Source organism: Rhizobium sp. NZLR8 (assembly GCF_019685025.1).
Classification (GTDB): domain Bacteria; phylum Pseudomonadota; class Alphaproteobacteria; order Rhizobiales; family Rhizobiaceae; genus Rhizobium.
Genome location: NZ_JABDVY010000002.1, coordinates 576,012 through 601,600, shown reverse-complemented (window position 1 = coordinate 601,600; position 25,589 = coordinate 576,012). Strand labels below are relative to the sequence as shown.

16 protein-coding genes and 1 pseudogene are annotated in these 25,589 nt (G+C 61.5%); 14 read left to right on the top strand and 3 right to left on the bottom strand.

What is annotated here, in order from left to right; translation table 11 throughout:
• Positions 1-100: 100 nt before the first annotated feature.
• Positions 101-378 (bottom strand): annotated as a pseudogene (locus HJB89_RS06870) (hypothetical protein).
• Between the two features lie 26 nt (positions 379-404).
• Positions 405-869 (bottom strand): hypothetical protein, encoded by a 465-nt coding sequence (locus HJB89_RS06865; protein WP_221149359.1) that lies wholly within the window; start codon positions 867-869, stop codon positions 405-407.
• A 157-nt stretch (positions 870-1,026) separates the two neighbouring features.
• Between HJB89_RS06865 and HJB89_RS06860 the strand changes: the two genes are divergently transcribed.
• The 10 genes from HJB89_RS06860 (at position 1,027) to HJB89_RS06815 (ending at position 19,159) form a co-directional block, all read left to right on the top strand.
• Positions 1,027-7,326, top strand: coding sequence for a HAMP domain-containing protein (locus HJB89_RS06860; RefSeq protein ID WP_207584704.1), 6,300 nt, complete (start codon positions 1,027-1,029; stop codon positions 7,324-7,326).
• Positions 7,327-7,336: 10 nt separating this feature from the next.
• Positions 7,337-9,013: a response regulator gene (locus HJB89_RS06855; protein WP_221115090.1), complete on the top strand. Its 1,677-nt coding sequence runs from the start codon at positions 7,337-7,339 to the stop codon at positions 9,011-9,013.
• Between the two features lie 150 nt (positions 9,014-9,163).
• Positions 9,164-10,924, top strand: a complete 1,761-nt coding sequence (treZ, locus tag HJB89_RS06850) for a malto-oligosyltrehalose trehalohydrolase (protein WP_246762878.1) — start codon at positions 9,164-9,166, stop codon at positions 10,922-10,924.
• 26 nt (positions 10,925-10,950) lie between these two features.
• Positions 10,951-12,816 (top strand): 4-alpha-glucanotransferase, encoded by a 1,866-nt coding sequence (gene malQ / locus HJB89_RS06845; protein ID WP_207584707.1) that lies wholly within the window; start codon positions 10,951-10,953, stop codon positions 12,814-12,816.
• A gap of 192 nt (positions 12,817-13,008) precedes the next feature.
• Positions 13,009-13,170 (top strand): hypothetical protein, encoded by a 162-nt coding sequence (locus tag HJB89_RS06840; protein ID WP_207584708.1) that lies wholly within the window; start codon positions 13,009-13,011, stop codon positions 13,168-13,170.
• A gap of 548 nt (positions 13,171-13,718) precedes the next feature.
• Positions 13,719-14,594 carry a DMT family transporter gene (locus tag HJB89_RS06835; RefSeq protein WP_221149358.1) on the top strand — a complete coding sequence of 292 codons (876 nt, stop codon included), beginning with the start codon at positions 13,719-13,721 and terminating at the stop codon, positions 14,592-14,594.
• Between the two features lie 149 nt (positions 14,595-14,743).
• Positions 14,744-15,658, top strand: a complete 915-nt coding sequence (locus HJB89_RS06830) for an ABC transporter permease (protein ID WP_207584710.1) — start codon at positions 14,744-14,746, stop codon at positions 15,656-15,658.
• Between the two features lie 3 nt (positions 15,659-15,661).
• The gene (locus HJB89_RS06825; protein ID WP_221149353.1) at positions 15,662-16,588 is read left to right on the top strand and encodes an ABC transporter permease; all 927 of its coding nucleotides are present in this window, start codon (positions 15,662-15,664) and stop codon (positions 16,586-16,588) included.
• The gene (locus tag HJB89_RS06820; protein ID WP_221149351.1) at positions 16,581-18,215 is read left to right on the top strand and encodes an ABC transporter ATP-binding protein; all 1,635 of its coding nucleotides are present in this window, start codon (positions 16,581-16,583) and stop codon (positions 18,213-18,215) included. The genes HJB89_RS06825 and HJB89_RS06820 overlap by 8 nt, the downstream gene beginning before the upstream one ends.
• On the top strand, positions 18,212-19,159 hold the full coding sequence (locus HJB89_RS06815) for a 2-hydroxyacid dehydrogenase (protein WP_221132555.1): 948 nt from the start codon (positions 18,212-18,214) through the stop codon (positions 19,157-19,159). The genes HJB89_RS06820 and HJB89_RS06815 overlap by 4 nt, the downstream gene beginning before the upstream one ends.
• Positions 19,160-19,188: 29 nt before the next feature.
• On the opposite strand, the gene HJB89_RS06810 is transcribed toward HJB89_RS06815, so the two are convergent.
• Positions 19,189-19,908 carry a GntR family transcriptional regulator gene (locus HJB89_RS06810; RefSeq protein WP_207584714.1) on the bottom strand — a complete coding sequence of 240 codons (720 nt, stop codon included), beginning with the start codon at positions 19,906-19,908 and terminating at the stop codon, positions 19,189-19,191.
• 142 nt (positions 19,909-20,050) lie between these two features.
• Here HJB89_RS06810 and araD point away from each other — a divergent pair, with 142 nt between their 5' ends.
• From araD to HJB89_RS06790, 4 genes are all read left to right on the top strand, one after another.
• Positions 20,051-21,787, top strand: coding sequence for an L-arabinonate dehydratase (gene araD / locus HJB89_RS06805; RefSeq protein ID WP_221149349.1), 1,737 nt, complete (start codon positions 20,051-20,053; stop codon positions 21,785-21,787).
• A gap of 9 nt (positions 21,788-21,796) precedes the next feature.
• A complete protein-coding gene (locus HJB89_RS06800) occupies positions 21,797-22,987 on the top strand; it encodes an L-talarate/galactarate dehydratase (RefSeq protein WP_221149348.1) in 1,191 nt (396 codons plus the stop codon).
• 22 nt (positions 22,988-23,009) lie between these two features.
• Positions 23,010-23,720, top strand: coding sequence for a ribonuclease activity regulator RraA (locus HJB89_RS06795; protein ID WP_207584717.1), 711 nt, complete (start codon positions 23,010-23,012; stop codon positions 23,718-23,720).
• A gap of 66 nt (positions 23,721-23,786) precedes the next feature.
• A complete protein-coding gene (locus HJB89_RS06790; protein ID WP_221149347.1) occupies positions 23,787-25,304 on the top strand; it encodes an aldehyde dehydrogenase (NADP(+)) in 1,518 nt (505 codons plus the stop codon).
• Positions 25,305-25,589 lie beyond the last annotated feature (285 nt).

Here is a 25,589-nt window from a genome sequence, read left to right as displayed (position 1 = left end):
GACTGAAAATATCAACTTATTGCAAAATCGCTGTAGTGACACTGCTGACAATATAATAGGTGGCCGCTGTCTATCCCCAAACCGTGCACGTCGAACATGTTCAGGTGAGCTTACCCACGAGCTTTGCATAGTCCGAAAAGGTGAAGCGCTCGCCTCTTTTGTTTGCCTCGTCGGCAAGCATCAGCACACGGGTGGGAAACAGGATGGCGGCGCGGTTGGAATCGGATAGCTCGTTGTCGTCATCATCTTCGACGGCCTTTCTGGCTTTCGCGCGGCATTGACTTCCTGATGGGTGAGCAGTTCTTTCTCGACGATCGCGTCGCATATCGAGGCTATTGCCATGATCAGGCCCTTGAGCTGCAGGTTGGCCGTATTCATGAGAGCTCCAATGAAAAGAGGGGCATTTAATCCAGTTCGACCGGTCGGATCGTGTCGACCGAAACTACACCGTCGACGATCCCGCGTTTGACGTCGCGTCTATCCCGATCGATCTCGATGACGGTGTAGAGCTTGTCGTCGCGGAAGGCGCTGGCATTGACCGTGGTGACATCTTCGGCGGGAGCTGCATCCACTTCCATGAAGTCGAGCTCACGAGCCGCGGCGACGATCCTCGCATCGCCCGGCGTCCGGGCGGCCACCACGATGATGCCGTGTCCGGGAGCGTTGGCCCATCTGGGATCGTCGGGCTTGGCGATCGGTTCAAGCCGGTAGATGTTCAGCATTTCGCCACTGGCGTCCGACGAGGCTTGCGCGGCCGCATCCTGCATCTGCGCTTGGCTCTCGACCGACCTCCCGAAGGTGGTCGGGCTGGTCGCGTTGTTGATCTCTTCCTTGCCTGTCCTTGAGACGTTCGACATGTCGCTCTCCATTATCAGGTTGGAAACGACGGCCGGCCGGAAACTGTTCCAGCGCAGGCAAAGTTTGACGGCTGATGCCCATTACGTCGATCTCTGCAACCGCGCGCCTCAGCCATACCCTTTTTCCACTTGAGCACTAATTTAACTCCAGTCGAACAAGGGGGATTTCGTGAGCAAGCAGACCAGTGAATTTTCGCGCGATGTCGTTGCGGTAGACGGCGTCAATGGGCACGACCATAAAACCATGGCATTCGACGATGCCAGCGCGCTTCTCGAAGTGCTGGTCGCCGTCAGGCGGGGCGACTTTTCCGTGCGGATGCGAGCGGATCTGACCGGCGTTACCGGCAAGGTCGCCGACGCTCTCAACGACATCATCGCTGCCAACCAGCGCATGGCCCAGCAGCTCGAGCATGTCGGCGAAGTCGTCGGCCGGGACGGGCGGACGAGCACGCGGGTGCGCTTCGGCCTGTCGGACGGTTCCTGGTCCGAGATGGAAGGTTCGATCAATGGTCTGATTGACGATCTGCTGTGGCCGACGACCGCCGTCACCCGCACGATTACTGCGGTCGCCAAGGGGGATCTGCTGCAGACCGTGCCGCTCGATGTCGACGGGCGACCGCTGAAAGGCGAATTCCTGCGCTCGGCCGATATCGTCAACACGATGATCAAGCAACTCAGCGTCTTCACGTCGGAAGTGACGCGCGTGGCGCGCGAGGTCGGCACCGACGGAAAACTCGGCGGGCAGGCGCAGGTGCCGGAGGTGACGGGCGTCTGGAAAGACCTCACCGAGAGCGTGAACTCGATGGCCTCGAACCTGACGGCGCAGGTGCGAAATATCGCTGAGGTGACGATCGCCGTCGCGAACGGCGACCTTTCGAAGAAGATCACCGTCGACGTGCGCGGCGAAATCCTGCAACTGAAGGAAGCGATCAACACCATGGTCGACCAGCTGAGGTCCTTCGCCTCGGAAGTGACGCGCGTCGCCCGGGAGGTCGGCACCGAGGGCAAGCTCGGCGGCCAGGCCCTGGTGCCCGGCGTCGCCGGCACCTGGAAGGACCTGACCGACAGCGTCAACGCCATGTGCGGCAACCTGACCGCCCAGGTCCGCAACATCGCCCAGGTAACGACGGCCGTGGCGCGCGGCGACCTGTCGCGCAAGATCACCGTCGACGTCTCCGGCGAAATCCTCGAACTGAAGGAAACCATCAACACCATGGTCGATCAGCTCAATGGCTTTGCCGGCGAGGTGACGCGCGTAGCGCGTGAAGTCGGCACCGAAGGCCGGCTTGGTGGACAGGCGCAGGTGCCGGGTGTCGCGGGCACCTGGAAGGATCTCACCGACAACGTCAATTCGATGGCGTCGAACCTGACGGCACAGGTGCGCAACATCGCCGAGGTCTCGACCGCGATCGCCAATGGCGACCTGTCGAAGAAGATCACGGTGACGGTGTCGGGAGAAATCCTCGAGCTGAAGGAGACCATCAACACGATGGTCGATCAGCTGAACGCTTTTGCCTCGGAAGTCACCCGCGTTGCCCGTGAAGTCGGCACGGAAGGGCGGCTCGGCGGCCAGGCCAATGTACGCGGCGTTGCCGGCACCTGGAAGGATCTGACCGAAAACGTCAACTCGATGGGCGGCAACCTGACGGCGCAGGTGCGCAATATCGCCGAAGTCTCGACTGCGATTGCCAATGGCGATCTGTCGAAGAAGATTACCGTCGACGTGAAGGGTGAAATCCTTGAGCTGAAGGAAACCATCAATACGATGGTCGATCAGCTGAACGCCTTTGCTTCGGAAGTGACCCGTGTGGCCCGCGAAGTCGGCACAGAGGGCCGGCTCGGCGGCCAGGCCAATGTGCGCGGCGTTGCCGGCACCTGGAAGGATCTCACCGACAGCGTCAATTCCATGGCTTCCAACCTGACGGGACAGGTGCGCAACATTGCCGAAGTCGCCACCGCCGTCGCCCAGGGAGACCTGTCCAAGAAGATCACCGTCACTGTGTCCGGAGAAATCCTCGAGCTGAAGGAGACCATCAACACGATGGTCGATCAGTTGAACGGCTTTGCCGGTGAGGTGACGCGGGTGGCACGCGAGGTCGGCACCGAAGGGCGGCTAGGCGGCCAGGCCAACGTGCTCGGTGTTGCCGGCACCTGGAAGGATCTGACCGACAGCGTCAATTCCATGGCGGGCAATCTGACGGCGCAGGTGCGCAACATCGCCGAGGTCTCGACTGCGATTGCCAATGGCGACCTGTCGAAGAAAATTACGGTGTCGGTCTCGGGTGAAATCCTTGAGCTCAAGGAAACGCTGAACACCATGGTCGATCAGCTGAACCGGTTCGCCTCGGAAGTGACGCGCGTCGCGCGCGAGGTCGGGACGGAAGGCAAGCTCGGCGGCCAGGCGCAGGTGCCAGGTGTCGCCGGCACCTGGAAGGATCTGACCGAGAACGTCAATTCCATGGCCTCCAACCTCACCGGCCAGGTGAGAAACATCGCCGAAGTAACAACGGCCGTGGCGCGTGGCGACCTGTCGCGCAAGATCACCGTCGACGTGAAAGGAGAAATCCTCGAACTGAAAAACACCATCAACACCATGGTGGACCAGTTGAACGCTTTTGCCGGTGAAGTGACGCGTGTCGCCCGCGAGGTCGGCACCGAAGGCAAGCTCGGCGGCCAGGCGCAGGTCTCCGGTGTGGCCGGCACCTGGAAGGACCTGACCGACAGCGTCAATTCCATGGCCGGCAATCTGACGGCGCAGGTGCGCAATATCGCCGAGGTGGCGACCGCGATCGCCAACGGCGACCTGTCGCGCAAGATCACCGTCGATGTGCGCGGCGAAATCCTGCTGTTGAAGGATACGTTGAATACCATGGTGGATCAGCTGCGATCCTTCGCCGGCGAAGTGACGCGTGTGGCGCGCGAGGTCGGGACCGATGGCCGGCTCGGCGGCCAGGCGGTCGTTCCGGGCGTTGCCGGCACCTGGAAGGACCTGACCGACAACGTCAACCTGCTCGCCGCCAATCTGACCACCCAGGTTCGAAACATCGCCGAAGTGACGACGGCGGTGGCGCGCGGCGACCTGTCGCGCAAGATCACCGTCGACGTGAAGGGTGAAATCCTCGAACTGAAGAACACCATCAATACGATGGTGGACCAGCTGAACGCTTTTGCCGGAGAGGTGACGCGCGTCGCCCGCGAAGTCGGCACCGAAGGCAAGCTTGGCGGCCAGGCGCAGGTGCCTGGAGTGGCAGGCACCTGGAAGGACCTGACCGACACCGTCAATGTCATGGCCGCTAACCTGACCGAGCAGGTCCGCGGCATCGTCAAGGTGGTGACGGCGGTGGCGAACGGCGACCTCAAGCAGAACCTTACCGTCGCATCCAAGGGCGAGGTGGCGGCGCTCGCCGAAACCATCAACAACATGACCAACACGCTCGCGACCTTTGCCGATCAGGTGACAACGGTGGCGCGCGAGGTTGGCGTGGAAGGCCGCCTCGGCGGCCAGGCGAATGTTCCGGGCACGGCGGGGACCTGGAAGGATCTGACCGGCAACGTCAACCTGCTTGCCGCCAACCTGACGACGCAGGTGCGCGCCATTGCCGAAGTGGCGACCGCCGTCACCAAGGGCGACCTGACGCGCTCGATCAAGGTCGACGCGCGCGGCGAAGTGGCCGAGCTCAAGGACAACATCAACACGATGATCGACAATCTGCGGCTGACCACCGAGCGCAACACCGAGCAGGACTGGTTGAAGACCAACCTGGCGCGCTTCACCAATATGTTGCAGGGACAGCGCGATCTGACGCTGGTCGGCAAGATGCTGCTCTCGGAGCTGGCGCCGCTGGTCGGCGCGCATCAGGGGGTAATCTACCAGGTGGATGCCGATGAACGGCAGCCGGTCTTGTCGCTGCTCTCTGTCTATGCGCAAGGGGTCGAGGCGGCGCACCCGGCACGGCTTGAATTCGGCCAGGGACTGGTTGGTCAGTGTGCCAGCGACGCCCGCCGCATCCTGGTCACCGATCTTCCCGACAATGTCGTTCCGATAAGCTCCGGCGTGTTCACGACCCTGCCGAGAAGCGCCATCGTGCTGCCGGTGCATTTCGAGGGGCAGGTGAAGGCGGTGATCGAGCTTGCCTCCGCCGGCGAATTCACCGAGCTGCAATTGTCATTCCTCGACCAGCTGACGACGTCGATCGGCATCGTGCTCAACTCGATCGAAGCGACCATGCAGACCGAAGGCCTGCTCAAGCAGTCCCAGCAGCTTGCCGCCGAGCTGCAGACGCAGCAGCGCGAGTTGCAGCAGACCAACGAGCAGCTCGGGCAGAAGGCGCAGCAGCTGGAAGAACGCAACGTCGAAGTCGAGGCGAAGAACCAGGAGATCGAGCAGGCCCGGCGCGCGCTGGAGGAAAAGGCAACCGAGTTGGCGCTGACATCGAAGTACAAATCCGAATTCCTCGCCAATATGTCGCATGAGCTGCGCACGCCTTTGAATTCGATCCTCATCCTCGGCCAGCAGCTGGGAGAGAATCCGGATGGCAACCTGTCGGGAAAACAGGTCGAGTTCGCCAAGACCATCCACGGCGCCGGAACCGATCTCCTGAACCTCATCAGCGATATCCTCGACCTGTCGAAGATCGAGTCCGGAACGGTCTCGGTCGATGCCGAGGAGATTTTCGTCAGCAACCTGCTTGAGATGATGGCCCGGCCATTCCGGCATGAGGCGGAAAATCGGAGCCTGTCATTCGCGGTCGAGGTCGGTGGCGATATTACCAAGAGCATCATTACGGATTCGAAGCGGTTGCAGCAGATCCTCAAGAATCTGCTGTCGAACGCCTTCAAATTCACCGCGCAGGGCGGCGTCACGCTTCGTGTCGGGTTGCCGGCGAGCGGCTGGTCGCCCGATCATCCGTCGCTCCGGCACGCGCCCTCCGTCATCGCCTTCGAAGTGGTTGACACCGGCATCGGCATCCCCCCGGAAAAGCAGCGCATCATTTTCGAGGCGTTCCAGCAGGCTGATGCCTCGACAAGCCGTAAATATGGCGGCACCGGCCTTGGCCTGGCGATCAGCCGCGAGCTGGCAAACCTCTTGGGGGGTGAGATCCAGCTCCGCAGCACGCCCGGCGTCGGCAGCACCTTCGTCCTCTATCTGCCGCTCACCTATGTCGGTGCCGGGGCGGTTGCGCCGAAATCCGTCCCACCGGCAAACGTCGTGGAATTTGCCGAGGCCGCGGCAATCCGCCGTGCCGAAAAACCAACCGAACATGTTGAAGACGATCGTCATCGGATAGCGGCCGGTGACTCGGTGCTGCTCATCGTCGAGGATGATCCACATTACGCCCGCGTCTTGGCCGATCTCGCCCGTGACAATGGATTCAAGGTTCTGGTGGCGATGCGTGGCGGCGATGCGCTGGCACTCGCGCAGGACTACAGGCCGGCGGCGATCTCGCTCGACATCTTCCTGCCCGATATGCTCGGCTGGACGGTGCTCAGCCAGCTCAAGCAGAACCCGCAGACGCGGCATATCCCAGTGCAGATCATCAGTCTCGATGAAGATCGCCAGCATGGGCTGACCCGCGGCGCCTTCGCCTTCATGAGCAAGCCGACGACGCCGGAGGGCCTCGGCAAGGCGCTGTCGCGTTTGAAAGCCTATGCGCAACCGCGCCGCAAGCATCTGTTGCTCGTCGAAGACAACGAGGCCGAACGGTTGAGCGTCACTGCCCTTCTCGGACATGACGACATCGACATCACCAGCGTCGGCTCCGGATCGGAAGCACTCGACGCTCTGAGGCAGGATCCTCCGGATTGCGTGGTGCTCGACCTTTCCCTTCCGGATATGTCCGGCTTCGACGTACTGGAGAAAATACGCGACGACGCCGAGATCGGTGAGGTTCCAGTGGTCGTATTCACTGGACGGGAGCTTTCCCCCGAGGAGGATGCGACGCTACACAGCATGGCGCGAAGCGTCGTCGTGAAGGGCGTGGAGTCTCCGGAACGTCTTCTCGATGAAACTGCGCTGTTCCTGCACCGGGTCTTCGCCGACCTGCCGCCTGCAAAACAGGCGACGCTGCAGGAATTGCACAGCTCGGACGAGGATCTCGTCGGCGAGACAGTACTGCTCGTCGACGACGATGCTCGCAACATCTTCGCGCTGAGCAGCGTGCTCGAGCGCCGGGGAATGCGGGTGCTGACAGCAACGACCGGCAGCGAAGCCATCGACGTCATCAACAATGAACCCTCTGTCGCAATCGTGCTGATGGATATCATGATGCCTGGAATGGACGGCTACGAGACGATGCAGGTCATCCGTTCGGAGCCACGATTCCGGCGGCTGCCGATCCTGGCGTTGACGGCCAAAGCGATGAAGGGCGACCGCGAGAAATGCCTGGAAGCGGGCGCTTCCGACTACCTGGCGAAGCCGGTCAATACCGAACAGCTTCTGTCGGCCCTTCGCATGTGGCTGCACCGCTGAGGACCTGGCCATGAACCCCGTCAACATCCTCCTCGTCGACGACCAACCCGCCAAGCTTCTGAGTTACGAGGTCATCCTCGACGAGCTCGAAGAAAACCTCATTAAGGCGCAGTCGGCGCGCGAAGCCTTCGAGCATCTATTGCGCACCGAAATCGCGGTGATCCTCGTCGATGTCTGCATGCCTGAACAGGATGGGTTCGAGCTGGTCAGCATGATCCGGCAGCACCCACGGTATCAAGATACGCCGATTATCTTCGTTTCCGCGGTGATGCTGGCCGAACCCGACCGGTTGCGCGGATATGCGGTGGGCGCGGTCGACTACGTCTCCGTGCCGATCGTGCCCGAAGTGCTGAGAGCCAAGGTCAGGGTCTTTGCCGATCTCTACAGGAAGACACGGGAACTCGAGCGCCTGAATGCGGAGCTGGAGGCCCGGGTTCGCCAACGCACTGCCGAACTCGAAGCCTCGGCCGCCCAGTTGCGGGAGCTCAACGAGGAGCTCGAGCACCGGATCGATCAAAGGACGCGGGAGCGCGAGGAGGCGTTGGCGCAACTGTTCGAGGCGCAGAAGCTCGACACCATCGGCCACCTGACCGGCGGGGTGGCGCACGACTTCAACAACCTTCTCATGGCGGTGCTCGGCAGCCTTGGCCTTCTGAAGAAGCGGCTTCCGGTGGATGAACGCAGCGAACGGCTGCTGACCAATGCGATCCAGGCGGCCGAGCGCGGCACGGCGCTGACCCAGCGCCTGCTTGCCTTCGCACGCCGCCAGGAGCTCAAGCCGCAGGCGGTCGACTTCCTCAGGCTGTTCGAAAACGTCGAGGATCTTCTCGCCAAGGCGGTCGGGCCGCGCATCGAAATCCGCAAGCGCATCCCGGCAGATCTGGCGCCCCTTCTGGTGGACAGCAACCAACTGGAATTGGCGCTGCTCAACCTGTTCGTCAATGCGCGCGATGCACTCGAAAGCGGCGGAGCCGTAACGGTTGCCGCGGCGGCCGCCGAAGAGGGCCGGCCAGCCGGTCTCGCCGGCGGCAACTACATCAGAATATCGGTGTCGGATGATGGCGAAGGGATGGACGAAGCAACGGTCTCGCGTGCCGCCGAACCGTTTTTTACCACCAAGGGAGTCGGCAAGGGCACCGGTCTCGGCCTATCGATGGTGCATGGTCTGGCGGCGCAATCCGGGGGCTCGATCCAGATATCGAGCGCCAGGGGCAGCGGCACGACCGTATCCCTTTGGCTGCCCGTCGCCGAGACTTTCGTCGAGGTGCAGCCGGTCGTCGAGGCTCCGGCGACGGAGCCTCTGAAACCGGCGTCGCGGCCGCTTGCCATTCTCGTCGTCGACGACGACGCGCTTGTCCGGACGGGAACCGTGGCGATGCTGGAGGATCTCGGGCACCTGCCGCAGGAAGTGTCCTCCGCTTCCCAAGCCTTGGAATTCTTTGCCGGCGGACAGGATTGCGATCTCGTCATTACCGATCATGCCATGCCGGGTATGACAGGCGCCGAGCTTGCGCGCCACCTCCGCTCGGCTTTCCCGGGCCTACCGATCATCCTCGCCTCGGGCTATGCCGAATTTTCCGAAGACCATGGCCTCGGCCGGATGCTGCGGATGAAGAAACCATTCACGCAGGAACAGCTTCAGGCGGCCATGGATCAGGCGCTCTCCGGCAAGGTCGCGGCGGCCTGACGATCGAAGCGTAAACATACCAAGGCGAGCAGTGCGGTCATCCCCGCGACCGTTGCCGCTTTCGCGTGTCCAATTGCGGACGAAACTTTTTGCTCCCGCAAAAGTTAAATAAATCTATCCCCACTCACCGAAGGCTTTCCCTTGACCAAAATGACGTTCGGCCCCGCATTCACCGAAGACGGCATTCTGTTTCGCCTCTGGGCTCCTCTGCATGACAGCGTGTCGTTGAAGATCGAAGGCGCCGATCCGCGTCCGATGCAGGCGGCGGAAGATGGCTGGCATCGGTGCATAGTTCCGAATGCCCATGCCTGTACGCGCTATCGCTTCGTCCTGCCGGACGGTCTCGAAATTCCCGATCCCGCCTCGCGGTTCCAGCCGCAGGATGTGCATGGTCCGAGTGAGGTGGTCGACCTTTCCTCTTATCGCTGGAAGACAAGCGACTGGCCTGGCCGGCCCTGGGAAGAGATGGTTATCTACGAGATGCACATCGGCTGCTTCACGCCGGAGGGCAGCTTCAGGGCGGCGATCGAGCGGCTCGATCATCTGCGAGAGCTGGGCATCACGGCGCTGCAGATCATGCCGCTCAGTGAATTCCCGGGTCGTTACAGCTGGGGCTATGACGGTGTGCTTCCCTATGCTCCCGACAGCAGTTACGGCCGGCCGGAAGATTTCATGGCGCTGGTGGATGCAGCGCACCAGCGCGGCATCTCGGTGTTCCTCGATGTGGTCTACAATCACTTCGGGCCGGATGGGAACTATATCCCCTCCTATGCGCCGCTCTTTACCGACCATCACAAGACGCCCTGGGGCCATGGCATCAACTACGACGGCGACGGATCGCAGATGATCCGCGAATTTGTCATTGAGAACGCCATTTACTGGATCACCGAATTCAGGCTCGACGGCTTCCGCTTCGATGCCGTTCACGCGATCAAGGACGACAGCGACGAGCATCTTCTTTACGAGCTTGCCCGCCGCGTCAGGGCTGCGGCCGGCGATCGGCATGTGCATCTGATCATCGAAAACGAGGAGAATGACAGCGACCTGTTGAAGCGTGACGAAAAAGGTGAAGCGAAGCTGTTCACAGCCCAGTGGAATGACGACGTCCACCACGTGCTGCATATCGCGGCGACCGGCGAAACCTTCGGCTATTATGCCGATTACGCTGGCGACGCTGGCAAGCTCGGCCGAGCGCTGGCGGAAGGTTTCGTGTTCCAGGGCGAACATATGTCGTATCGCGGAGGAGGCCGCGGCAGACCGAGTGGCCACCTGCCGCCGACCGCCTTCATTTCCTTCATCCAGAACCATGATCAGATCGGCAATCGGGCGCTCGGCGATCGGGTTCTGGCCTCGAGCCCGGCCAATGCCGTCAAGGCCGTCATCGCCATCTATCTGCTGGCGCCTGAGATACCGATGCTGTTCATGGGTGAGGAATGGGGTGCGGAGGAGCCGTTTCCTTTTTTCTGCGATTTCGACGAGGATCTGAACGAGAAGGTCAGGAAAGGCCGTCGCGAGGAGCTTTCGCGTCTGCCGGGCTTCGACGCCGACGACCTTCTCGACCCGACGGCGCCATCGACCTTTGCGGCCGCCAAACTGGATTGGTCGAAACGCACTACCTCTGACGTGCTTGAGTATTACCGGACACTTCTCGACCTCCGGCATCGGAAGATCGTTCCTTTGCTGAAGGGTGTGGCCGGCGGAAGCGCGGTCTACCGCTCGGCGGGAAACGCGATCGCGGTGGATTGGACCCTTGCGGAGAGCCGGCACCTTCATCTGCGCGCCAACCTAGGCAGCGAGGCGGGACGGCCGCTTGACCCGCAACAGGGTGACGCCGAGACGATATTCCGTCTCGGCAGCGACGGCGGCGATCTCGCGCCCTGGACGGTGATCTGGAGCATGAGCAAAGCGTGACGGCGGTGCGAGGAAAGGATCGACTGATGAAATCCGCTGAGCTCGATAAGCTCGCCCGGCTCCACGGCATCAGCCCGACAAGACCCAGCCCCGAGAACCGGGAAGTGGCGATTTCCGCCGAGACCAAGCGCAAGATACTCTCTGCACTGAACATCGAATTGACGAGGACGGGTGAGACTGGCGCGCCGCGGCGGGAAGCGAAGCCGGCGCGCGGGAAGATTCCGGTGTCATTTCTGCCGGATTTCCTGTCCGACACACGGGTCTGGGGCGTGAGCCTGCAGCTTTACGAACTCCGGTCGGCACGCAATTGGGGCATAGGAGACTTCAAGGATCTGGCTGATATGGCCGATCTGGCGGGATCGCTGGGGGCCGATTTCATCGGACTCAATCCGCTTCACGCGCCGTTCCTCGCCGATCCCGACCGTTGCAGCCCCTATGAACCCTCAAGCCGTCAGCATCTCAACCCGCTCTATATCGCAGTCGACCAGGTGCCGGGGTTTGCCAGCAGTCGCGAACTCGAACGGGAGTTGGAGCGCCTTCGCCAATCCGATCTCGTCGATTACATCGGCGTCGCGCGGACCAAGCTTGGAGCGCTTCGTGATCTCTGGTCGGCATGGCGCCAGGGTCGTGTCAGTCGCAAGGCCGCCTCTGACGGCCCGGCCGATTTCGACGCCTTTGTCGCGCAAGGCGGCGACAGCCTGCGGCTGCATGCGCTGTTCGAATGCCTCTCGTTTTACATGGTCGAGCGCGGAGCGGGCGCCGGCTGGCAACGGTGGCCAGCCGAGTTCCAGCGCGTCGACAGCGCTGCCGTCACCGATTTTGAACGCGAGCACCCGGACGATGTTCGTTTCCACATGTGGCTACAATGGCTCGCCCACCGGCAATTGATGCAGGCAGCAGATCGAGCGCGCAAGGCCGGGCTGCGCATCGGGCTCTATCTTGATCTTGCCGTCGGGGAAGCGGTCGATGGCTCGGCGACATGGAGCGAGCCGGATATCTATGTCTCCCAGGCCACCATCGGCAGCCCTCCCGATCCATTCGCCGTCGACGGCCAGGACTGGCACCTCGCTGGATACCTGCCTTCAAAAATTGCCGCAGGGGAGATGTCGCCGTATCGACGCATGGTCAGCACCTCCATGCGCTACGCGGGCGCCATTCGCATCGATCACGCGCCGGCAATCCGTCGCCTTTTCCTGGTTCCATTGGGCGACAGGCCGGAGAGCGGCGCCTATGTCCGCTATCCCGAGGATCGGCTGCTGCAGATCCTCGCCGAAGTTTCCGCCGAACACCGATGCCTCGTCATCGGAGAGTCCCTGGGAATGATCCCGGAAGGATTGCAGGAAGATCTGGCCGCTGCCGGCATTTTCTCCTACCGGATCCTTTCCTACGAACAGGACGACAAGGGCTTCAAGCCGGCCGATGCCTATCCCGTCCTCGCGCTCGCCTGCATTTCGACGCATGACCACCAGACCCTTGCCGGCTGGTGGCGCGGCGCCGACATTCGGGACCGTTGTGAACACGGTATCGTACCGCCCGATCTCACCGAAGAACATCTCAAACACCGCAAGCACGAACGGAGGAACCTGAAGGTCACCTTCAAGGTTGCCGGCATCGATTTGCCGGCCCGCCTTGCTGCCGCAAGGGTAAGCGAGGAAACGCTGAGGGAACTGACCGTCAGCGCCTATCGCTTCATCGCGCGGACTCCGTCGTTGCTCGTCGCGGTTCGGCTTGCCGATCTCACCGACGAAAAAAAGCCGACCAATGTTCCAGGCACCAGCGACAGCTATCCGAACTGGAAGCCGAAGCTATCGGTTTGGCTTGAGGATTTGACGACTAGTCCGCTGCCCGAGATCGTGGGGGCGGTGATGCGAGAGGAAAGGCCGCGGGAGTGATCGAGGTCGAATGAACCGCCAGCTTCGCCATTGTCGTTCGATCGGGCCTGCCGCGCGTATGGAAATCGATCGGGCAGGGAACGAATACGAAGCCGGCGAATTTTCAAGGAATAAGGACAGGGATCGCCGAGATAAGCCTGTCCGCTTTCGCCGCTTCAGATGCGGCGCGACCAATATGATGGAAACAAGACCATGACGACCGCATTCATCCTTATCGCATTGGCTCTCATCATGATCTACGCCGGTCCGACGTTGCTGTTCATCTGCTTCGGCTATGCCGACTATGTGCTGGAGCGGCGAAGACATATGATGGCTCTGAAGCACGCCGTGAGACGTCGCAGCGATGAGCTTTAGAGTAATTCCTGGAAATCGCTTCCTTTCCCGTGCGAAGTGGTCAGCTTTCGTCGGTCTTGGGCATCGGAAAGGGAACCGGCTTTTCCGGCGTGGCGCGGATTGTCAGGCTTTTCGACCCGTCTGAATAGGTTGACGGCATCCGATTAAGGTAATCGGAAAAGTCGACGACGAAGTTCAGCCGGCCGTATTTTTAAAATTGAAAGCGTATTCCATCGACGGCGCTCTCCCGGCTTTCGAGTTCCCAGCTGCCCCCATCATCGTCACGTGCCGTCGAGTGTCATCAAGCCTAGTTTCTCGATGGGATATGGCAGTTGTCGCCTTCAAACTAATATATTTGTATTTTAGTGTGGACGCCGGGCGAGGGATCGAGATAAGACCGTCAGATCGCGCGACCGACAGATAGCGATGCCCATCCCTGATGAGTTGAGCGATCCTGGCACCTGCACGCCAGGAAGGCTCTTATTTCTGATGGATTGCTGGTTCAACGCGCTGCCGTATCGAACGTCCGATATTGGCAGAGCCCACATCGTTCAATCAGGAGAAGCGTGATGCAGCCCGGTCGCACAGGCCTTGCCGTCTGCATGATGGTGGCCGCCGCCTTTTTGAATAGTCTTGACGCCATCATTGTGCGCTTGCTGGCCGGCGACGTGCATCCCTTGATGATCTGCTTTTTCCGCTCGTTTTTCGGACTTCTTGTCGTCTCGCCGTGGATCGTGTCCCGAGTCGGTCTGAAAGCCTCTCCCTATCGTGTTCTGCACGCCGTGCGTGCGGGTCTGAAGCTTGCCTCACTGGTTGCTTTGTTCATCGCCTTTGCGCACGCGCCACTGGCCGATGCCACGGCGATTAATTTCACCATGCCGATGTTTCTCGTTCTCGGTGCATGGCTTGTCCTCAAGGAGCGCGTCGGCGTCTCCAGCGTCGCCGGCATCGCCGCAGGCTTTATCGGCGTGATGATCATCATTCGCCCCGGAGCGTCAGATTTCAACCAATGGCTGCTTTTTGCCCTTGCAGGAGCGGTCTTGACGGCGGCTAGCCAGTTGATGCTTCGGCGCATGGCGTTGAGGGATAGCGCGGACCGGCTGGTTGCGTGGAATCTCACTACCACGGTGCCGCTTGGCCTGATCGTCATGGTGCCGGTTTGGTCGATGCCGACCTGGAGCCAACTCGGGCTGCTCGCCATACAAGGGGCGCTCGGCGCATTCAACATGACGCTGATCACCCGCGCCTTCGGTATGGCGGCTGCAAGCGTTCTGGCCCCGCTCGACTTTCTCCGGCTGCCGGTCGTAGCACTCATAGCTTTCCTGTTTTTCTCGGAGGTTCCGGCCGCACAGACATGGATTGGTGCCGCGGTCATCATTGGCGCGACCATCATTGGAACGGGCGGTATGGCGTGGCGGCGCAAGCCGCCGTTTGATAAGAGCTGACGATTTTGAGAAAGGGGGTTCACAAAAATTCTAGATGAACTAATATTTTAGTTCACGCCTGTCGCCGGAAAGGGCATGACTGGGCGGGCTTCGAAACACGCGAAGACCAGACCTGACGGTCCGTATGGGTTTCACTCGGGAGGAGTGGCATGAAGAGTTTTATCGGCAAGCGTGCGATCGCCAGTGGCGTATCGCTCGTGGTGCTTATCGTCATCGTCTTTTTCCTCTCCCGGCTGACGGGCGACCCGACCGACCTCTATCTGCCGATCGACGCGACCACGGAAATGCGCCAGCAATTCCGTGAGATGAACGGTTTCAACGACCCATTGATCATCCAGTTCGGCCGTTATGTCGCGGATCTCGCCCAAGGCAATTTCGGTCAGTCCCTGCGCCAGGCCCGTCCGGCCATGGATGTCGTGCTGGAGGCCTTCGTCTGGACCTTCTGGCTGGCTGTCATCACCATGGCGCTGGTCACGGTCGCTGCGATCGTCATTGGTTCGCTCGCGGCGTTTCGCGTCGGCGGGGTCTTCGACCGTCTTGCCACTTTCTTCTCGCTGATCGGCGCTGCCGCCCCGGATTTCTGGCTTGCCATCGTGGCAATCGTCATTTTCGCCGTGAAACTGCATGTCCTGCCGACATCGGGAACGGGAACGTTCTGGCACTGGGTCCTGCCGGTCAGCGTGCTGTTCATCCGGCCCTTCGGCCTGATCCTGCAGGTGGTGCGCGGCTCGATGATCAGCGTGCTGTCTTCCGCCTACGTGAAGACGGCGCGCGCCAAGGGCGTGCGTTCGAACTCGATCATCTTCATTCACGGACTGCGCAACGCCATGCTGCCGGTGATCACAGTGATCGGCGATCAGGCGGCGGCCATCTTGAACGGTGCCGTTGTCGTCGAGACGGTGTTCGGCTTTCCCGGAATAGGCAAGCTGATGATCGATTCCATCCTGCTTCGCGATTTCGCCGTCGTGCTGGCCGTCATCATGGTCTCGGCATTGGCGATCTTCATCATGAACCTGTTGATCGACATTGCCTATGCGCTGCTCGATCCGCGTATCCGGTATTGAGCGATGACGATGACCGACACACAAATCCTCATCGAGAAAAAACCGAGCGGCCCGATCGGGCGTTGGCTGACCATGCTGTGGGCCGACAAGCTCGCATTCTTCGCCGCTCTATTCCTCCTGATCGTTCTTCTCTGCGCGCTGTTTGGCCCGTTTCTGCTGGAGGGCATCGCCACCAAGCAGAACCTGCGGGGCCGAAACGCGCCGCCCTTCGATATTACCCGCGGATGGCTTTATGTCCTTGGAGCCGATGCGCTGGGCAGGCCGCTGCTTGCCCGCGTCGTCGTCGCGGCGCAAAACACCATCCTGATTGCTGCGGCGGCGGTGCTTGCATCCTCTATCGTTGGCACGGCGCTCGGACTGGTGGCGGGTTATAGCCGCTCTTCCGCCGCTCAATGGATCATGCGCCTCGGCGACGTCATCATGTCCTTTCCGTCGCTGCTTCTGGCGGTGATCGTGCTCTATATGCTCGAACCCTCGGTCACCAATATCGTCCTCGTCCTGGCGATCACCCGCATTCCCATCTATCTGCGCACCACCCGCGCCGAAGTGCTGGAAGTGCGCGAGCGGATGTTCGTGCAGGCGGCGAAAGTCATGGGAGCATCGTCCCGGCGCATTGTCTTTCATCACATCCTGCCGGTGATCTTCCCGACGCTGGTCACCATTGGGACGCTTGATTTCGCCTTCCTCATGCTGGCGGAATCCTCGCTGTCGTTCCTTGGGATCGGCATTCAGGCGCCGGAAATCACCTGGGGCCTCATGGTTGCCCAAGGGCGGCCTTACCTTACCAATGCCTGGTGGCTGTCCTTCTGGCCGGGCCTTGCAATCATCCTGACGACGCTGTCGCTCAATCTTCTGTCAAATTGGCTGCGCATCGCGCTCAATCCAACGCAACGCTGGCGCCTTGAAATGAGGGGCAGGAAAAATGGCTGAACATCTTCTGGAAGTGCGCGACCTCTCGGTCGAGTTTCACACCGCCAGTGGCTCCGTCAAGGCAGTGCAAGATGTCAGTTGGCATCTCGATCGCGGCGAGACACTGGCAATCCTCGGGGAAAGCGGTTCGGGCAAGTCGGTGTCCGCCTCGGCGATCATGAACCTGATCGATATGCCACCCGGCAAGATCACCGGCGGCACCATCCTCCTCAATGGGCGCGATATGCTGAAAATGACGCCTGAGGAGCGGCGTTCGATCAACGGCGCCAAGATCGCCATGATCTTTCAGGATCCGCTGGCGCATCTCAATCCGGTCTACACGGTCGGCTGGCAAATCACCGAAATGATGACCACGCATGGTCAGTCCGCTGAGCAGGCCCGTGCCAGGACGCTCGAACTCATGCAGCGAGTGGGCATCACCGATCCGCAGGCGGCGATGCGAAAATACCCGTTTCAGTTCTCCGGCGGGCAGCGGCAGCGGCTGATGATCGCCATGGCGATCGCCTGCAAGCCCGAAATCCTGATTGCGGATGAACCGACCACCGCGCTTGATGTTACGGTGCAGGCACAAGTGCTCGAACTTCTGCAGGAATTGCAGCAGGAAACCGGAATGGGCCTGTTGCTGATCACGCACGATCTTGGTGTCGTTGCAGAGATCGCCGACCGGGTCGTGGTGATGAATTCCGGCTGCGTCGTCGAAACCGGCAATGCCGCCGAAGTTTATCGCAACCCGCAGAACCCCTATACGAAGAAGCTGATTGCTGCCGCACCTGGGAAGGGCGCGATGGCGCAAGAGCGTGACCGGCAGGGCGAACCGCTGCTGCGCGCCATCGGCTTGAAGAAGAGTTTTGGCGCATTCCAGGCACTGAGAGGCGTGGACTTCGTCATCATGCCCGGCGAAACGGTCGCTGTTGTCGGCGAGAGCGGTTCCGGTAAGTCGACGCTTGCCCGGGCGATCGTTCGCCTTGACGACCCACAGGAGGGTCAGGTCCTCTACCGCGGCAATGATCTGCTTGCGATGAGCCCGAGGGAAATATTCGGGCTGCGTCGGGATTTGCAGATGGTCTTTCAAGACCCGACGCAGTCGCTCAACCCGCGGATGACCGTGTTCAGGCTGATTTCCGAGGCCTGGGTCATTCACCCGGATATCCTGCCGAAAGCGAGATGGAAGGAGAGGGTGGCCGAATTGCTGGTCAAGGTTGGCCTGAAGCCGGATATGGCGGACCGGTATCCACATCAATTTTCGGGCGGCCAGCGCCAGCGCATCGCCATTGCCCGCGCGCTGGCGATGGAGCCGAAACTGATCATCTGCGACGAGGCGGTTTCAGCGCTCGACGTGTCGATCCAGGCACAGGTGATTGCCTTGCTCGAGGGTCTGCGTCGCGAATTCGGCCTGTCCTACCTTTTCATTGCACACGACCTGCCGGTGGTTCGCGATTTCGCGGATCGTGTCATCGTCATGAAGGCCGGCGAGATTGTCGAGGAGGGGCCGGTGGGCCAGATATTTAACGCGCCATCCCACCCCTACACCCAGGCGCTGCTTGCCGCCGGCCTCGATCCCGATCCCGAGGTCCAGGCCACCCGACGCGCCGCACGTCTCACACAGGAAGGACTCGTTTCCGTATGAAGCCCGATGTCATCGTCGCCTATCCGCTCCGGTCCCGTCAGATGGCGGTGCTGGAGGAGACCTATACGCTGCACCGGCTGGATCTTGCAGAAGGCGGGCAACGCGATGCTCTCCTGGCCAAAGCCGGCCCGATCTGCACGGCTCTGGTCTGCAACGGCCATGTGACGATCGATGAAGCCCTGCTTGCGAAATTGCCGGCACTGAAGCTGGCCGCCTGTTCCTCGGCCGGCTACGACCAGATGGACGTCGAGGCGATGACGCGGCGCGGCATCAAGCTCACCAACACATCCGAGGTGCTTTGCGACGACGTTGCCGACATGGCGCTGCTTCTGATGCTGGCGGCACGCCGGCGCCTGCCGGAAGGTGATCGCTATGTGCGCTCCGGCGACTGGGGGCACAAGGGCATGATGCCGCTGACGACATCGACGTCGGGCAAGAAAGCCGGGATCGTCGGTCTCGGCCGCATAGGCATGGCGATTGCCAGGCGATGCGAAGCTGTCGGACTGGCGGTCGGCTATTATGGGCGGACGAAAAAAGCCGACAATGATTTTGCCTATTTCGACGAGCCGGTAAAACTGGCGGACTGGGCCGACATCCTGATCGTCGCGACACCGGGCGGGCCCTCGACCGAAGGGTTGATTTCGGCAGAGGTGCTGAATGCGCTCGGACCAACGGGCAGCTTCATCAACATTGCCCGCGGCACCGTGGTCGATGAGCCGGCCTTGATCCGCGCCTTGCAGGAAAATCGGATCGCATCTGCCGGCATCGATGTCTACCTCAACGAACCCAATCCCGATCGGCGCTTCGCAGCACTCGATAACGTTGTGCTCTATCCCCATCACGCCAGCGGCACCGAGGAAACGCGCGACAGGATGGCGCAACTCACGCTCGACAACCTTGCCGCCTTCTTCGCAGGCAGGCCGCTGCTGACGCCGGTCAATTGACCCCGGCGGAAACCTGCGGCGCGGCAGGTTCAGACGAAGTAGTCCGGGAACTCCTTCCTGAGCTCTTCTACTTTTGCGACTGTGCGGCTGAGATGCTCGCGGACCGCATCGACGGCCCCCTGTTCGTCGCGAGCGGCAATCGCGTCGATGATGGCGTGGTGACCATCGAGGATGCTCATGATCTTGCCCTTTTCGGGCAGATGCAGACGTCGAATGCGCTCGAGATGGCCGGACCGCTCGCGGATCAGTTGATGGAGGCTGCTGCGCTTGGCGCCTGCGAACAATGTCTGGTGAAAGAGCTCGTCGAGCTCCTGGAAGATGGCAATCTGATCGACGTCATCGGCGACCGCCGACTGCATTTTTATGATCGAGCGGGCGCGCGTGATGACGCTCGGATCCGGATCCGGGTCAGTCGCGAGGCGGCGGCAGACTTCCGATTCCAGCGCGACACGAAGGAAATGCGCTTCGTAGATTTGCAGGACGTCTATCCTGGTCACCACAGTGCGGGACTGCGGGTAAATGCGAACCAGGCCCTCCTGTTTGAGAAGCTGTAACGCGTCACGAATGGGCGTCTGGCTGACTTCGTAGGTCTCCGTCAGCTCGGTGCGCGACAGCGTGGTGTCCGGCGGCAACTGAATGGTGATGATGCGCTTTCGCAGATCATCATAGACCCGCTGGACGGTGCTGCCGGCCGCGACTGGAAAGCCGGGTGCGGTCAGGCCGAATGTGGAAGCGAACTGAGAATTCATGTGAGGCAAATCCTTTTACACCATTCATAGCTTTACGTGACCTAATGCACAAGAATGCAAAGTTGCGGTTGATATATATGGCAAACTAAAATATTAGTTGGAGAAATTCGTAGAGCAGCAAGCAAAATGGTGGGAGAAAGCCGTGACCGCGAGGAAAACGTACGAGCAACTGCGGTCGGCCCGATGGATGCTGCCGGATGATCAGCGCTCGTTCGGTCACCGGTCGCGGACCATGCAGATGGGGTATGCGCCGGAGGATTGGCAGGGAAAGCCGATCATTGCCGTCATCAACACCTGGTCCGATGCCCAGCCCTGCCACATGCATTTCCGCGAACGCGCCGAATGGGTGAAGCGCGGCATCCTTCAGTCGGGCGGGTTTCCCATGGAGCTGCCTGCTCTTTCTCTTTCCGAAAATTTCGTCAAGCCGACCACGATGCTCTATCGCAACATGCTGGCGATGGAGACCGAGGAGCTGTTGCGGAGCCATCCTGTCGACGGCGCCGTTCTGATGGGCGGCTGCGACAAGACGACACCGGGCCTTGTCATGGGTGCGGTCAGCATGGGCATTCCCTTTGTTTATCTCCCTGCCGGCCCGATGCTTCGCGGCAACTACGCCGGCAAGACGCTCGGCTCCGGCACTGACGGTTTCAAATACTGGGACGAGCGGCGTGCCGGCACGATCACCAGAGAGGAGTGGCAGGGCATCGAAGGCGGAATTGCCCGCAGCTACGGCCATTGCATGACCATGGGCACGGCGTCGACGATGACAGCGATCGCCGAAGCTATGGGATTGACACTGCCGGGCGCTTCCTCGATTCCGGCAGTCGACGCCAACCACCAGCGCATGTCGGCCGCCTGCGGTCGCCGCATCGTCACTATGGTGTGGGAGGATCTGACGCCGGACCGGATCATCACGCCGGCGGCCGTCGACAACGCCGCCACGGTCGCCATGGCAACCGGTTGCTCCACCAATGCGATCATCCATCTGATCGCCATGGCGCGGCGCGCCGGCGTGCCGCTGGAGCTCGATGACCTCGACCGCATCGGTCGCACGACCCCTGTTCTTGCCAACATTCGGCCTTCTGGTTCGACCTACCTGATGGAAGATTTCTTTTATGCGGGCGGCCTGCGGGCGCTCATGAAGCAGCTCGGTGACAAACTCGATCCGACCGCGATAACCGTTACGGGCAAACCCCTGGTGGACGGCCTCGACCAGGTGAAGATCTACAATGAGGACGTTATCCGGCCACTGTCGAACCCGGTCTATCACGAAGGTTCGCTGGCAGTGCTCAAGGGGAACCTGTGTCCTGACGGCGCGGTCATCAAACCAGCGGCCTGCGACCCGAAATTCCATCGCCATTGCGGCCCGGCCCTGGTCGCCGACAGTTATGCGGAGATGAAGAAGATCATCGACGATCCCGATTATCCGCTGACGCCGGACACGGTGCTGGTGCTGCGCAATGCCGGCCCGCAGGGCGGGCCCGGCATGCCGGAATGGGGCATGATCCCGATGCCGAAGGCGCTGTTGAAGCTCGGCCTGCGCGACATGGTGCGCATTTCGGATGCGCGCATGTCCGGAACGAGTTTCGGCGCCTGCGTGCTGCACGCCGCGCCGGAATCTTACATCGGCGGGCCGCTGGCATTGCTTAGAACCGGGGACATGGTCGAGCTCGATATTCCGGCACGCAGCCTCAATATGCTGGTTTCCGAAGAGGAGATCGCAGCCCGACGGGCCGCCTGGGTGGCGCCGACGCGACATTACGAGCGCGGTTACGGCTTTATGTTCTCCAAGCATATCGAGCAAGCCGACAAAGGCTGCGACTTCGACTTCCTGACGACGGAATTCGGTGGCAAGACTCCGGAACCGGCTATCAATTGAGGAACCACGATGTTTGATCCCAATCGACGCTCGATCCCCGCACAACCGCCTAAGGCTGGCTTCGCCGCCGGCCCGTCCAAGCTGGACGCCATCCGATCGGTCACCCTGTCGCTCGCTTATCTGCCGTTGGCGCGGCCGATCAGCGACGCCAAGGTTTTGACGGGCCGGCAGAAGCCGCTGACGGAGGTGGCGTTTCTGTTTTGCGAGATCGTTTCCGAAGCGGGCCATAGCGGTCTCGGCTTCAGCTACTCGAAACGGGCGGGCGGACCCGCTCTTTATGCACATGCCTGCGAGATCGCCGACAACCTGATGGGCGAAGATCCCAATGATACCGCACGGATATGGGACAAGCTCTGCTGGGCCGGGGCCTCGGTCGGCCGCTCCGGCATTGCGACGCAAGCCATTGCCGCCATCGACATCTGCCTCTGGGACCTGAAGGCGAAACGGGCCTGCCTGCCGCTGGCAAAATTGCTAGGCGCCCATCGCGACAGCGTCGCCTGCTACAACACTTCAGGCGGCTTCCTGTCGTCGAGCGTCGAGGAAATCCGCGATGCTATCGATCACTCGATCGCCGCCGGTATCGGCGGCATCAAGATCAAGGTCGGACAGCCGGACCCGATGGCCGATCTTCGCCGGCTTGATGCCGTGACCAGCCATATCGACGGCCGTGTGCCGCTGATGGTCGATGCCAACCAGCAATGGGACCGCACGACGGCATTGCGCTTCGGACGGCTTGTCGAGCCGCTCAATCTCGAATGGATCGAAGAGCCGCTCGATGCCTATGACGCCGAGGGCCATGCGGCACTGGCGCGCGAACTCGCCACGCCGATCGCCACCGGCGAGATGCTGGCAAGCGCCGACGAACATATGGCCCTGATCCGCGCGGATGCGGTCGACTTCATTCAGCCGGATGCGCCGCGTGTCGGCGGCATCACGCCCTTTCTGCGCATCTGCGCGCAAGCCGAGGCGAAACGCCTGCGCCTGGCGCCGCATTTTGCCATGGAAATCCATTTGCACTTGGCTGCTGCCTATGCGCACGAGCCGTGGGTAGAGCATTTCGATTGGCTGGCGCCACTGTTCAACGAGCAGCTCGACATCAAGGACGGCCGGATGATCGTGCCCGCACGTCCGGGGCTTGGCTGCAGCCTGACGGGCAAAGCCCGTGACTGGACAGTGGAAACGCGCAGCTTCGGCGGCTGAATTTGAACGAGGAGAAGGAAATATGAACCCCGCAACCCGTGAAAAGCTGATGGGCGTCTCGGTCGCGACCCTCTGCTCGGCGCTGTTCAAGCGCGGCTTGAGAAATCAGACGGTCCAGGATGTTCGGCCCGTGCAGCCGAAGGGCCGCAATATGGTGGGGCCGGCCTTCACGCTGCGCTACATGCCGGCGCGCGAGGACCGCAACGCGATGAACGTCTTTCGAAACCCGAAACATCCGCAACGGCTTGCCATCGAGACGTGCCCCGACGGCCATGTTCTGGTGATGGACAGCCGCAAGGATCCGCGAGCCGCCTCCGCCGGCGATATTCTGATTACCCGCCTGATGATGCGCGGCGGTGCCGGCGTGGTCACCGATGGCGGCTTCCGCGACGCCGTGACGATCGGTGGTCTTGATATTCCCGCCTATCACAATCGTCCCTCCAGCCCGACCAACCTCACGCTCCACGAGGCGATCGACATCAATGTGCCGATCGGTTGCGGCGATGTGGCGGTCTTCCCGGGCGACATCATGGTTGGCGACGACGACAGCGTGATCGTCATCCCGGCCGAGATCGCCGACGAGATCGCTGACGAAGCGGTGGAAATGACCGCTTACGAGGATTTCGTCACCGAGCGCGTCAAGCAAGGACATACGATCATCGGCCTCTATCCGGCCACCGACGAAAGCAACCTGACGCTCTTTGCCGAATGGCGGAAGGTGAATGGCCGCTAAGGCCGGCATCTTGGACAACGGATCACCGCATCAGGACGGAGCGAGGCTCCGCCGAGGAGGATAACAATGAGCTGGACCCCTTCAGGCAGACATTTCATCGGTGGCGAGTGGATTGCCGGAACGACGACATTTCGCTCCGAGCCGGCGCACGGGCCGGCCCATGACTTCGCTGTCGGTACGACGGAACTGGTTGACCGCGCCTGCCGCGCTGCAGAAGCTGCTTTTGCGGCGTTTGCGGCGAAGACATGCGAGGAGCGCGCTATTTTCCTCGAGACGATCGCCGAGGAGATCGACAGACGCGGCGAGGCCGTCACCCTTATCGGCACCGAGGAAACCGGGCTCCCAGAAGGCCGGCTTAACGGCGAGCGCGCCCGCACGACCGGCCAGCTCAAGCTGTTTGCCGAGCATATCCGCAGGGGCACGCATCTTGACGCTCGTATCGATGCGGCGCAACCCGATCGGCAGCCGGCGCCGCGGCCCGAGATCCGGCTGGTGCAGCGGCCTATCGGCCCGGTCGCCGTCTTCGGCGCCTCGAATTTCCCTTTGGCATTCTCGACGGCCGGCGGCGATACGGCAGCCGCGCTTGCTGCCGGCTGCCCGGTCGTGGTGAAGGGACATTCAGCCCATCCAGGCACCGGTGAGATCATTGCCGAGGCGATCGCCGCTGCTGTCGAACGCACCGGAATGCCGGCTGGCGTCTTCAGCCTGATCCAGGGCGGGCGCCGTGACGTCGGCACGGCTCTGGTGACGCATCCCGCCATCAAGGCCGTCGGCTTTACCGGATCGCTGGTCGGTGGTCGTGCGCTGTTCGATCTTTGCGCCCAGCGTCCAGAGCCGATCCCGTTTTTCGGGGAACTCGGCAGCGTCAATCCGATGTTCCTGCTGCCGGCCGCGACCGCTGCCCGGGCGGAGGCGATCGGTTCAGGCTGGGCCGGCTCACTGACGCTTGGCGCCGGCCAGTTCTGCACCAAACCCGGTATTGCCGTCGTGGTCGATGGGCCGGAGGCGGACAGGTTCGCCGGCGCTGCCAAGTCGGCGCTTGAAAAGGTGGCGCCGCAGACGATGCTGACTCAAGGCATCGCCACCGCCTATCACGACGGTGTCGATCGGATGCGGGCAAGCAATGCAGTCGCACCGGTTCTCACTGGAAAGAGCGCTGGCCGGGATGCAGCCCCGAACCTGTTCGAGACCAATGGCTCGGCCTGGCTTGCCGATCATTCGCTCAGCGAAGAGGTGTTCGGCTCTCTCGGCCTCGTGGTGCGCGTCGGCTCGCAAGAAGAGATGCTCTCCCTTGCCGAAAGCTTCCAGGGACAGTTGACCGCGACGATCCATATGGACGACGCCGATCTTGGTCTTGCCCGCGAGCTGCTGCCGATCCTCGAAAGGAAGGCGGGCAGATTGCTGGTTAATGGCTTCCCGACCGGCGTCGAGGTCGTCGATTCCATGGTTCATGGCGGCCCCTATCCGGCCTCGACCAATTTCGGCGCGACCAGCGTCGGGACCATGTCGATCCGCAGGTTTCTGCGCCCCGTTTCCTACCAGAATTTCCCCGCCGGCCTGCTGCCCCAAGACCTGCGCAACTGAAACCGGGGAAAAGCAAATTGATCGCGCCGCGACGGAACTTCGCAAGATCATTCGCCGGCTTCGAGGCAGATCAATGCCTGCGCCGCCGACCGATCTTACCGATGATGAGGTCGAGATGTCGCGCGGACTGTTTGTTTCGGCCGGCTAGAAATCGAGCGTTTCAGACAGGGTGGGCGCCCGTGTTTCGGGTGTCGCGCTTGATCGCTCCTCTCAACTAGTATATTAGTGCACTTATGCATTAGATCGGCTTTTGCAGGAGGAGGCGAGGGCCGCATCACCGGAAAT

Coding starts and splice junctions, on each gene's coding strand:
- HJB89_RS06865 (WP_221149359.1), bottom strand. CDS start 869: ATGGAGAGCGACATGTCGAACGTCTCAAGGACAGGCAAGGAAGAGATC.
- HJB89_RS06855 (WP_221115090.1), top strand. CDS start 7,337: ATGAACCCCGTCAACATCCTCCTCGTCGACGACCAACCCGCCAAGCTT.
- treZ (WP_246762878.1), top strand. CDS start 9,164: ATGACGTTCGGCCCCGCATTCACCGAAGACGGCATTCTGTTTCGCCTC.
- malQ (WP_207584707.1), top strand. CDS start 10,951: ATGAAATCCGCTGAGCTCGATAAGCTCGCCCGGCTCCACGGCATCAGC.
- HJB89_RS06840 (WP_207584708.1), top strand. CDS start 13,009: ATGACGACCGCATTCATCCTTATCGCATTGGCTCTCATCATGATCTAC.
- HJB89_RS06835 (WP_221149358.1), top strand. CDS start 13,719: ATGCAGCCCGGTCGCACAGGCCTTGCCGTCTGCATGATGGTGGCCGCC.
- HJB89_RS06830 (WP_207584710.1), top strand. CDS start 14,744: ATGAAGAGTTTTATCGGCAAGCGTGCGATCGCCAGTGGCGTATCGCTC.
- HJB89_RS06825 (WP_221149353.1), top strand. CDS start 15,662: ATGACGATGACCGACACACAAATCCTCATCGAGAAAAAACCGAGCGGC.
- HJB89_RS06820 (WP_221149351.1), top strand. CDS start 16,581: ATGGCTGAACATCTTCTGGAAGTGCGCGACCTCTCGGTCGAGTTTCAC.
- HJB89_RS06815 (WP_221132555.1), top strand. CDS start 18,212: ATGAAGCCCGATGTCATCGTCGCCTATCCGCTCCGGTCCCGTCAGATG.
- HJB89_RS06810 (WP_207584714.1), bottom strand. CDS start 19,908: ATGAATTCTCAGTTCGCTTCCACATTCGGCCTGACCGCACCCGGCTTT.
- HJB89_RS06800 (WP_221149348.1), top strand. CDS start 21,797: ATGTTTGATCCCAATCGACGCTCGATCCCCGCACAACCGCCTAAGGCT.
- HJB89_RS06795 (WP_207584717.1), top strand. CDS start 23,010: ATGAACCCCGCAACCCGTGAAAAGCTGATGGGCGTCTCGGTCGCGACC.
- HJB89_RS06790 (WP_221149347.1), top strand. CDS start 23,787: ATGAGCTGGACCCCTTCAGGCAGACATTTCATCGGTGGCGAGTGGATT.